General features: G+C 66.9%; 3 protein-coding genes. All 3 read right to left on the minus strand.

Going from position 1 to position 1848, the window contains the following annotated elements; all coding sequences use genetic code 11:
* Nucleotides 1-183: RskA family anti-sigma factor (locus tag WAW85_RS06085; protein ID WP_422558739.1), on the minus strand; the 183-nt coding region annotated here is incomplete at its 3' end.
* Nucleotides 176-730, minus strand: a complete 555-nt coding sequence (sigK, locus tag WAW85_RS06090) for an ECF RNA polymerase sigma factor SigK (protein WP_422558740.1) — start codon at nt 728-730, stop codon at nt 176-178. The genes sigK and WAW85_RS06085, both read right to left, overlap by 8 nt.
* Before the next feature lie 81 nt (nt 731-811).
* Nucleotides 812-1848: class I SAM-dependent methyltransferase (locus WAW85_RS06095; RefSeq protein WP_422558741.1), on the minus strand; the 1037-nt coding region annotated here is incomplete at its 5' end.

Consider the following 1848-nt stretch of genomic DNA (forward strand, 5'->3'; position numbering starts at 1 on the left):
GGCCGTGGAGTGACTGAGGCGCGCCAGCGCTTCGCGGGCTGCCAGCACCTCGGCGTCGAATGAGGCGCGCTCATCGGCGGGGGCTTGGGCCACCTCTCGGAGCAGGCGGGCCCGCTCCACGTCATCCAGTGCGTCCAGGGCAAACAGGGCTGCGTCCGCGCTCCGGTCGGCCTTCTCAGCCATTCTCCAGACACCCTCTCAGTCTCTTGAGTCCATCACGGATCCGGCTTTTGATCGTCGGTAACGCGACCGTCAGCCGCTCCGCCACCTCGCGATAGGTGAGGCCGTCGTAATAGGACAGAGTCACCGCCTGGAACTGCAAGTCGGTCAGGGTGCCCAGACAGTCGCGTGCACGGGCTGCCTCCGATCGCGCAACGACCACATCCTCGACTCCGTCGACGGTGGCCGTGGACTCGACTTGTCCGAACCTCGATTCCCGCTCAGACGCCGACGATTCCGACCGCACCCGGTCGACCGCCCGGCGATGCCCGATGGTCAGCAGCCACGACATCGCGCCGCCGTGCTCGGGCCGAAAGCGGACCGCCTCCCGCCACACCTGGAGGTACACCTCCTGGGTCACTTCTTCGCTGTACCCCGGGTCGCGCAGCACCCGCGCGACCATGCCGTAGACCCGCGGACTGGTGCGGTCGTACAGGTCCGCGAAAGCGTCGCGGTCCCCGCTAGCGACCCGCCCGAGCAACTCCGCCAATTGCGCTGCTTCGGCGGTCATCGGCCGCGCACGCTTCGATCGATAGGCTTCATCGCAGCCCAGCCTATCGGCATCGAGCAACGCAGTCACTAGGGACCGCCGTCAACCCGGGACATCGCTCTTGTCGATTCGCAGTTGGTAGACGTCGAGGTAGCCCGACCGAAATCCCGCTTCCGAGTACGCCAGATAAAAGGTCCACATTCGAGCGAACACGGCATCGAATCCGAGCTGCTGCACCCGCGGCGACGCTGCCCGAAATCGTTCGCGCCACAGCCGCAGCGTCCGCGCGTAATGCCGACCCATCGTGAACTCTTCGGTGATGTCGAGTGCGGTGCACTGCTCGACCACCTCGCGCAATGCCTCGATCGACGGCAACGGCCCGCCGGGGAAGATGTACTTGTGCACCCAGGTGTAGGTGCTCGCCGACGCCAGCATCCGGTCGTGCGGCATGGTGATCACCTGGATGGCGGCCCGCCCACCGGGAGTGAGCCTGCGCTCTACGGTCTGAAAATACTCGGGCCAGAACTCTCGGCCCACCGCCTCCAGCATTTCCACCGACACGACGGCGTCGTACTCGCCGTCGACCAGCCGGTAGTCGAGCAGGTCGATCTGGACCTGCTCGGCGTAGCCCGCGTCGGCGACCCGCGCCAACGCCAAGGCACGCTGCTCGCTGGACAGGGTCACCGAGCGCACCCGCGCTCCGCGCTCGGCCGCGCGCAAGCAGAGTTCGCCCCAGCCCGTCCCGATCTCCAGCAATCGCGTGCCCGGTCCGACCCCCGCCGTATCCAGGAGCCGGTCGATCTTGGCGCGCTGAGCTGCCGCCAACTCCGGCCAGGTCGCGGTATCGGCGGCAGCATCGGACCCAAAGTAGGCGCTGGAGTAGCTGAGAGTCTCATCCAGGAACGTCGCGAAAAGCTCGTTAGAGAGGTCGTAGTGACGCGCGATATTGGACCGGGTGTTGTCCACGGTGTTCCGTTCGGCAGCCGGATGGCCCGGCAGCACCAACGAACGCAGGCGCTGCAGCGGCGCAGGCACCAGCTCGGCGGCGCGCTGCGCGAACGGTGTCAGCACGCCGACCAGATCGTCCGTCGTCCAGTCACCCGCCATAAATGCTTCGCCGAATCCGATCAGGCCGGACG

This window comes from Gordonia sp. (in: high G+C Gram-positive bacteria) (genome assembly GCF_049299075.1).
Classification (GTDB): domain Bacteria; phylum Actinomycetota; class Actinomycetes; order Mycobacteriales; family Mycobacteriaceae; genus Gordonia.